4 protein-coding genes are annotated in these 8,386 nt (G+C 73.9%); all 4 read right to left on the bottom strand.

Features of this window, described 5'->3' with window-relative positions:
• Window positions 1-78 precede the first annotated feature (78 nt).
• Genes ACFW6A_RS34500 through ACFW6A_RS34485 form a run of 4 tightly spaced genes read right to left on the bottom strand, consistent with a single transcriptional unit; the run spans window position 79 to window position 8,323 of the window.
• Window positions 79-1,428: a cytochrome P450 gene (locus ACFW6A_RS34500; protein WP_386476797.1), complete on the bottom strand. Its 1,350-nt coding sequence runs from the start codon at window positions 1,426-1,428 to the stop codon at window positions 79-81.
• Window positions 1,425-1,970, bottom strand: a complete 546-nt coding sequence (locus tag ACFW6A_RS34495; protein WP_384882118.1) for a flavin reductase family protein — start codon at window positions 1,968-1,970, stop codon at window positions 1,425-1,427. Before ACFW6A_RS34495 ends, ACFW6A_RS34500 begins: the two co-directional genes overlap by 4 nt.
• Complete coding sequence (locus ACFW6A_RS34490; RefSeq protein ID WP_384882116.1) at window positions 1,967-2,425, bottom strand: acyl-CoA thioesterase; 459 nt, start codon at window positions 2,423-2,425, stop codon at window positions 1,967-1,969. Before ACFW6A_RS34490 ends, ACFW6A_RS34495 begins: the two co-directional genes overlap by 4 nt.
• A gap of 3 nt (window positions 2,426-2,428) precedes the next feature.
• Window positions 2,429-8,323 carry an SDR family NAD(P)-dependent oxidoreductase gene (locus ACFW6A_RS34485; protein ID WP_386645528.1) on the bottom strand — a complete coding sequence of 1,965 codons (5,895 nt, stop codon included), beginning with the start codon at window positions 8,321-8,323 and terminating at the stop codon, window positions 2,429-2,431.
• Window positions 8,324-8,386: the final 63 nt, after the last annotated feature.

Below are 8,386 nucleotides of genomic sequence, written 5' to 3'. Positions count from 1 at the left end.
CCCCGCACCCCCCGCGGGGGCCGCCCCCTTTTACGGGGCCCCGCCCCTCTCGTCGTGTCCCGGAGCGAGCGCGTGTGCTCAGCCCACCGGGCGGACCGTCATCGGCAGTCCGCCGCGCATCCGCAGCGACATCATCGGCTCCGCGACGCCCTCGTGCCCCGGCACCACGGCCAGGTCGAGGTCCCGGGTGACGAGCGCGGTGGCGAACACCGCCTCCATCATCCCGAGGTTGCTGCCGACGCAGAACCGCGGTCCCGCCCCGAACGGGATGTACGCGTACCGCGGCCGGTTCGCCACCCGAGACGGGTCGAAGCGGCCCGGGTCGAAGCGCTCCGGGTCGTCCCACAGGTCCGGGTGCCGGTGCATCGTGTAGGGGCAGACCAGCACGTCGGACCCGGCCGAGACGGTGAACCCGCCGACCTCGTCGGCCGCCTGGGCGATCCGGGGCAGGATCCACACCGGCGGATAGAGCCGCATGGCCTCCTGCACCACCTGCGTCGTGTACTCCAGCTTGTGCAGATCCTCGGCGTCCGGCAGCCGGCCCCCCGCGAGCACCGCCCTGGCCTCCTCGCGCACCAGGTCCCGCACATGCGGGTGGCGGGCGAGGAGCAGCAGCGTCCAGCCGAGCGTGCTGGCCGTCGTCTCGTGCCCCGCGAGCAACAGCGTGACCAGCTCCTCCTGGAGCAGCCTGCGCCCGGTGGCCGGGTCCGGGTGCGCGCGGGCGGCGAGGATCATGCGGGCGAACGCGTCGTCCGCGCCGTCGTCCTCGCTCATCCGCGCGCCCCGGTCGGCGACCAGTTCGTCGACGGTCCGGGTCAGCTCCCGGCGAGCGGCGCGGAAGCGACGCTGGGTGCCGAACGGCAGCCGGGTCGGCACCAGGCCCTGCGTGACCATGTCGAACATGGCCTGGTCCTGCACGGCCTCGAAGGCGTGCGCGATGCCGTCGTGGCCCTCCAGGGAGGTGTCCATCAGGGTCCGTCCGAGCACCCCGAGGGTGAACCCGGTGACCTCCTGGAGGACGTCGACCGGCGTGTCTCCTGCGCGGCCGCGCAGGAGCTCCACGAGCCGTCCGGACTCCTCGGCCACCGCGCCGGCCTGGGCGGCGATCCGCCCCGGCTTGAACGCGGGCTGCACGGTGCGGCGCTGCTTGCGCCACAGCTCGCCCTCGCTGGTGAGCAGGCCGTCACCGAGCACCTTGCGGGACTCCACCAGGCCGATGCCCTTGTGGTAGTTGGCCGCGTTGTCGGCGAGGACGTGCTTGGCGTAGTCGGGCCGGTTGAAGACGTAGAGCTTCTTCGGGCCCATGTTCACCCGGACGGCGTCGGCCAGCTCGGCCGCCTCCCGCATCATGCCCAGCCGGTCGACCGCCAGCTTGCGCAGCAGCCCCGGCAGCGCCCAGAACGGCGGTCCGGGTGGGTGCACGCTCATCGGTGACCCCCCGGCTGCTGCGGCACGACCTGCCGGAAACGGCCGCCGTGGAACACCAGCGGCTCGCGGCCGGGCAGTTCGTCCAGGGCGAGCACCCGCCCGATGTGGATGGTGTGGTCGCCGCCGTCGTACGCGCGCCAGCGGGCGCACTCGAAATGGGCCGCCGCCCCCGCGATCACGGGGGCGGCGGTGGCGGGTCCGGGCAGCCAGTCGACGGCGTCGAACTGGGCCGCGCCGAGCGGCCGGGAGCGGTCGGCGAAGTGCCGGGCCACGTCCTCCTGGCCGGCGCCGAGCACCGACACCGCGAAGGTGTCGGCCTCGGCGAGGACCCGGTTCATGACGGCGTCGTTGCCCACGCACAGCAGCACGAGGGCCGGGTCCAGCGACACCGACGTGAAGGAGTTGGCGGTCATGCCGCGCGGGGTCGCGCCGCCGACCGTGACGACGGTGACGCCCGTCGCGAAGGACCCGAGGGCCCGCCGCAGCCGCGCGGGGTCGCCGGTGACGGCGTCCCGCGGCGGCGCGACGGTCAGGGTGCTCATGCGGCCCGTCCGGCCAGCGCCCGGTTCTGGGTGCTGTACGGCTCCAGGGCACGGGCGAGGCCGTCCGGGATGCGCGAGGGCACCGTGTTGGTGTTCGGGCCGCGCATGCAAGCGATCCGCTGGCGGCCGCGCGCGATCAGCACCTCGGCCCCACCGGTCACCTTGACGTAGTCGAAGGTGAACTCCAGCTGCGTCTGGCCCAGCTCGGACAGGCGCATCCGGATGGACAGCTCGTCGAAGGCGGTGATCTCCGCGAAGAACTCGCAGTCCACCTTCAGCGTGAACAGCTTGAGGTCGGCCTGGACCTCGGCGAGCACGTCCGGTGCCTTCTGCTGCAGGAACAGCTCGCGGCAGCGGCCCTGCCAGCGGAGGTAGTTCACGTAGTAGACGTTGCCGACGAGGTTGGTCTCCTCGAAGCCGACCGTGTGCCGGTACTCGAAGTAGTCGTCCGCCATGGTCTAGGACCGCCCTTCGGCAAGAGGTGTCTCATGGGTGAGGAAGGCGAAGACGGCGGGCTCCAGAGCGTCGCGCAGCGCGGTGACGAAGGTCGCGATCCGCAGGTCGCCGGCGGCGAAGACCACCCAGGCGTCCTTGCGGCGCGGCAGCACCGTCAGCGGCGCGCCCGCCATGATGCCGGCCTTGCGCAGGCATTCCACGGCTCCCCACACGCGGGTGGCCGCGGTGTCCGGGGCCTCGCCGGTCTCCTTGGCGACCAGCTCCGCGACCGGCGCGTGGTCCCCGAGCAGCCCGCGCCACTCGTGTGCCGAGCGCATGCTGACCGCCTCGATGTCACAGGCGACCTCGGTGTCGGAGACGGCGCTGAGGGTGACCCCCAGGCCGTGCGCCGCCGACATCGACATGTGCCGGCCGGGCTCCAGTTCGGGCCGCCCGTCCGGACGGTGCCGTACCGCGACGGGGCTGCCGAGGGCCCGCGCGGCGGCGTCGGCGGTGAAGCCGCGCCGCTGGGCGACGGAACCCGCCGGGGCGTCACCGTGCGGCTCGACGGCGACCGCGACGCGGCTGCCGACGACCTCCTCGAGGGAGCGCTCCAGGTACGGGCCGAGCAGCGGCGCGACCCACGGGCCGGACCCGTCGGTCTTGCGCACCGCGTGCAGGGTCAGTCCTTCCCAGCGCTCGACGACGGTGCCGCCCGCGTCGCGCACGGCGATGTCGTACACGTAGGTGTCGCCGTCCCGGCTGCGCTCGACCGCGGTGTAGCGCAGCTGGTCGGGGACGTGCGAGCCGGCACCGAGAGTGTGGATCCGCTCCACGCCCGAGGGCAGCAGCGTGGCGTCCGGGACGCACACCTGGTTGCCGTGCATGAGCGCGTCGCGCATGCCCGGGTCGGCGAGCAGCAGCTCGCCCGGCAGGAAGCCGGCGAACCAGCCCTCGGGCTGCTGCTGGACGGCGACCTCGGCGTCCACGTGCCGTGCGGCGGCCCGGTGGAAGCGGCGCAGCCGCTGGAATCGGGCGCCCTGGAACAGGACTCCGCCGTACAGGTCGACGGCCGGGTCCAGCGGGACGACCGGGGTGTCGTCGGGCACCTGGAGCGGCGGGCCGTCCGGCGCCGGGGTCCCGCCGAAGATCAGCCGGGCCCGGAAGTGCTCGGCGACGAAGCCGGTGTCCTCGGCGTGGATGGCCACGTCGACGGTGTCGGTGTCGGTGACGGTCGCCGCGATCCGGATCCGGGTGCTGCCGTTGGGCGGCACCACGATCGGGCGCAGGAACCTGGCGCCCTCGATGACGGGGGCGGTGCCGGTGCGGCCGGTGACGGCGGACGCGACCTGGGTCATCGCCTCCATGCCGATGACGGCGGGCAGCAGCAGGTTGCCGTCGAGCAGGTGGTCGGCCAGGTACGGGTCGGTGCCCGCGTTCAGCTCGACCTCGGTGACCAGTTCGACGCCGTGGTAGCGCACCAGCGGGTCACCGGTGAAGCGCAGCATCGGCAGCGCGGGCAGGTCGCGCCGTACGGTGTCGATGCCCTCGGTACGGCCGCTGATGACCGTGACGACGGGGGCGTCCGGGTCCTCGATCAGCCTCAGCAGGATCGCCACGCCCTGGTCCGGGGAGACCGGCACGATGCCCTCGCGGGAGAGCGACTCGACGACGGACAGCTTCTCGCCCATGCCGACGCCGGACCACACCGACCACTCCATGCAGCGGGCGCGGATGTTCGGGTGGGCGCGGGCCACGTCCTCGGTGAGGTCGGCCAGCCACTCGTTGGCGGTGGCGTAGTGCGCCTCGCCGCGCAGGCCGGCGCGGCCGATGATGCTGCCGAAGCTGACGAGGAGCTTGAGCTGCTCGGGGCCGATCGCGTCGAGGACCGTGCGCAGTCCGTCGACCTTGGGGCCGAAGGTGCGGTCGAAGTCCTGGCCGGTGAGGCCGGTCAGCGCGCCGGGCTGGTTGAGCCCGGCACCGTGCAGGAGGCCGGTGATCGGGCCGAGCGCCTCGGTCAGTTCGGTGACGGCGGCCGTGACCTGCTCGGCGACGGTGACGTCGGCGCGGGCGTAGTGCACCCGCACGCCACCGGCGCGCATCCGTTCGAGGTTCTCGGCGAGCTCGGTGTCCTGGGCGGGGTCGGACCGGCCGAGGACGGCGAGCGCGGCGCCGGTCCTCTGGGCCACGGCGAGGGCGCACTCGGCGGAGATGCCCTTGCCGCCTCCCGTCACGAGCATCACGTCGGTGTCGTCGAGCGGTGCGTCGGTGCGCTCCGGCCTCACGGGCAGCGCCCGCAGCGTCGGCACCCGGCGCACCCCGGCCTGGTCGTAGTGGACCTCGGCGAACCGGGTGGTCGCCGCCACCTCGGCCACGACCCGCTCCACGACGTCCTCGGTCCCCGGGGTGTGGACGACGGTGGTGCGCAGGTGCGGGGCCTCCAGGTGCAGCGTCTTGGCCAGACCGGCCGCGCCGCGGCCGTCCTGGACGAGGACGAAGCGGCGGGCCCGGTCCCCGGCGAGCGCGCTCTTGGCGGCGGCCAGGACCTCCTCGACCTCCTTGCGGGGGCAGTCCTTGACGAGGACGGCGAGGACGCCGGAGCCGAGACCGGCGGCGGCCAGCGCTGTGCGGAGCTGCTCGGCGTAGGGGTGGTCCGCGGAGCCGAACAGCTCCCAGGAGCCGTCGGTTCCGTCGGTGACGCCGTACGGGCGGGTGACCTCGTCGAGGTCGACGGCGAACGGCCGGGCCCAGGGGGCCGCGCCCGCGACGACGGGCGTCTCGGACTCGGGGACGGCGCCGCCGGTGCTGACCAGGGTGTCGAGCGCCTCGGCCAGTTCGGCCAGGGTGGCGGTGGCGAAGTTGGTCGGCACCTGGGCGGCGGCGATCCCGAGGCGGGACGCAGCCTGGTTGACGATCTGGCCGACGGTGATGGAGCTCATGTGCAGGTCGTCGAGGAGCCGGCTGTCCGGGTCGACGAGGTCGGCGGGCAGCTCGGCGCGCTCGGCGACGAGGGCGCGCAGCACTTCGAGCGCGTCGACGCCGCTGGCGGGACCCTCCTCCGCGGGCTCCGCCGCGGCGGCGGTGTCCTGGGCGGCGGCGGTCTTCGGCGACGCCTTGACAGCGGCCGTGGCGGTGGCCTTGGCCTTGGCCCTGGCGGCCTGCTCGACGCGCTGCGCCTGGTCGGTCCGCGGGAGGTCGCGCGGGGCCTGCTCGCAGGGGTTGGCGAGGAAGGAGAACTCCTGGCCGACCTCCAGGGGCCGGATCAGCCGGTCCTGGAACAGTCGCTCCAGGTCGACCGGCGCGCCCGCCACGTACGCGGCGCCGGCCACCTGCAGCAGGCTGCGCAGGGACTCGTCGTCGGTGTTGAGCGCGACGGCGGGGACGCCGGTGGTGGCGCGGGCCAGCGAGCTGAGCACCCGGCCGGGACCGACCTCGACGAACAGGTCGATGCCGCGGGCGGCTTCGCTGACCGCCTGGGTGAAGCGGACCGGGCCGGTGATCTGCTCGGCGAGCAGGGTGGTCAGGTCGGTGGTGGGGGTCAGTTCCTCGCCGGTGACGGTGGAGACCACCCGGCCCGCGACGGTGCCGACGGCTGCGTCCGCCAGCCAGCCGCCGAAGGACGCGGCGGAGGCGGCGACCAGCGGGGAGTGGAAGGCGTGCGAGACGTTCAGGGGGGTGCAGGGGATCTCGGACCGTTCGGCCCGGCGCCGCACCTCCTCGATCTCGTCGACCGGTCCCGCGACGACCGTCTGCTCGGGGCCGTTGTATCCGGCGATGACGACGGACAGGCCCTCGATGAGCTGCTCGGCCCGCTCGGGCTTCACGCTGAGCGAGGCCATGGTGCCGGAGGAGCTGTGCTCGGCCATCGCTTTGCCGCGCACCCGCGCCGCCTCGAGGAGGGTGTCCTCGTCGAGGGCGCCCGACCAGTGCAGGGCGGAGAGTTCGCCGAGGCTGTGGCCGACGGCGACGGAGGCCTCCAGGCGCAGCGCGTCGAGCACCCGCAGGCCCGCGGCGGAGCCGGTGGCGATGCGCGGCTGGGCCACGTCGGTGGCGACCATGTCGCCGGTGCTGGGCAGCGCGGCCCGGTCGAAGACCTCGGCGGCTTCCGGGAAGCGCCGGCGCAGCGCGCCGCCGCCGGTGCCGTGGCCGGAACCCTGGCCGGGGAAGAGGAAGCCGATCCGGGCCGGGCCGGAGGCGCGGCCGAGGAAGCTGCGGCCGTCGGCGGCGGTGTACGCCGTCTCGCCGGACTCCAGCAGGTCGGCCAGGTGGGTCAGGCGGCGCTCGGCGTCCTCCGGGGAGGTGACGACGACGGCCGCGCGGTGCGCGAGGCCGCGCAGTTCGCGCTGGAGGGTGGCGGCGAGGTCGGCGACCTGACCGTAGGAGACCTGCGCGGCGAAGGCGGCGACCTCTTTGAGCCGGGCGCGCAGCGCCTTGGCCGAATCGCCTTCGACGACCAGCAGTTCGGCATCCTGGAGGGCGTGCGCCAGGGCGGCGGAGCGACGGCTCGGTGCCGTGCGGCGCCGGCCGGCGGGCTCGTCGAGGACGACGTGGGTGTTGATTCCGCCGAAGCCCATGGCGGTGACGCCGGCGCGCCGGGGCGCGTTCTCGGGCCAGGCCTCGGCCTTGCGCAGCGCCTTGAGGTTGGCCTTCTCGTCGCCGAGCAGCTCGTGCGGGTCGGTGGTGCCGATCGCGGGCGGCAGGGTCTGGTGGTTGACGGCCATGGCAGCCTTGATCAGACCGGCGACGCCGGCGGCGGCCTTGGTGTGGCCGATCATGCCCTTGATGGACGTGATGGCCGCGAGCGGCGCCTCGGGGTCGGCGGCCCGGCGGGCGCCCATGAGGGCGGTGAGCTCGGTGGCGTCGCCGACGGCGGTGCCGGTGCCGTGGCCCTCGAAGAGCCGGACGGTCTCGATGCCGAAGCCGGCCTTCTCGTAGGCGCGGCGCAGGGCCAGCTGGTAGCCGCTGACCTCGGGGCGGGTGATGCCGCCCTGGCCGTCGGAGGAGACGCCCCAGCCCGCGATGGTCGCGTAGATGCGGTGGCCGGCCGCGAGGGCGTCCTCTTCGCGCATCAGCACGATCATGCCGCAGCCCTCGCCGGGCCAGAAGCCGTTGGAGCCTCGGTCGTAGAGCTTCATCTCGCCCTTGGCGAGGGCACCGGTCTTGGCGAAGCCGATGATCTCGAAGGGGTCGATGGACAGGTCCACACCGCCCGCGACGGCGACGTCGAGGTCGCCGTTGATCAGGGCGGTGCCCGCGGTGGTGACCGAGAGCAGTGAGGACGAGCAGGCGCCGTCGACGGTGTAGCCGCCGCCGTTGAGGTCGAAGTGGTTGCAGATCCGACCGGCGATGGTGTTGGCGAGACCGCCGGCGAGGGTGTCCTCGTCGATCGCCGGGAACGGCTCCTTGTACGCGAGCTCGACGTCGTCCAGGAACTCGGCGATGCGCTCGTCGTCCCAGATGTCCTGTTCCTTGAGGGCGGAGGCCATCACCCTGCGGACGTACGGCCAGCGCAGCCGCATCACGTTGGCGCGGGAGAACTCGCCGGTGAGGGTGTTGCCGACGACGACGCCGGTGCGCTCGCGGGGCAGGCCCTCGCCGCCGGCGAACCCGGCGTCGGCGAGCGCGCGGCCCGCGGTGTCCAGGGCCAGCCAGTGGGTGAGGTCGGTGGACCGGAAGGTGCTGCCCGCGATCTTGTGGGCGATCCGGTCGAATTCGTAGCCCTCGATGACCGCGGCGTTGCGGGCGTAGAAGGTGTCGGGGGTGGTCGGGTCGGCGTCCCAGTAGTCGTCCAGGTTCATCCGGACGTCGGGGAGCCGGCGGAACGCGCGCCGTCCGGCGACGGCGTTGTCCCACAGTTCATGGGGGTTGGTGGCGTCGGGATAGCGGCAGGCCATGCCGACGATGGCGATCCTGGTCATGCGGTCACCGGTATCTTCTGGGTCGCGGTGTCGGCGGTGTCGGGGGCCGGGCAGGCGCAGGCG

This window comes from Streptomyces sp. NPDC058758 (assembly GCF_042746075.1).
In the GTDB taxonomy this organism is placed as follows: domain Bacteria; phylum Actinomycetota; class Actinomycetes; order Streptomycetales; family Streptomycetaceae; genus Streptomyces.
Note: the sequence above shows the minus strand (reverse complement) of the source record. Positions and strands in the feature narration are given on the sequence as shown.

Excerpts from the sequence above, each read along its gene's own strand:
- ACFW6A_RS34500 (WP_386476797.1), bottom strand. The coding sequence starts at position 1,428 with ATGAGCGTGCACCCACCCGGACCGCCGTTCTGGGCGCTGCCGGGGCTG.
- ACFW6A_RS34495 (WP_384882118.1), bottom strand. The coding sequence starts at position 1,970 with ATGAGCACCCTGACCGTCGCGCCGCCGCGGGACGCCGTCACCGGCGAC.
- ACFW6A_RS34490 (WP_384882116.1), bottom strand. The coding sequence starts at position 2,425 with ATGGCGGACGACTACTTCGAGTACCGGCACACGGTCGGCTTCGAGGAG.
- ACFW6A_RS34485 (WP_386645528.1), bottom strand. The coding sequence starts at position 8,323 with ATGACCAGGATCGCCATCGTCGGCATGGCCTGCCGCTATCCCGACGCC.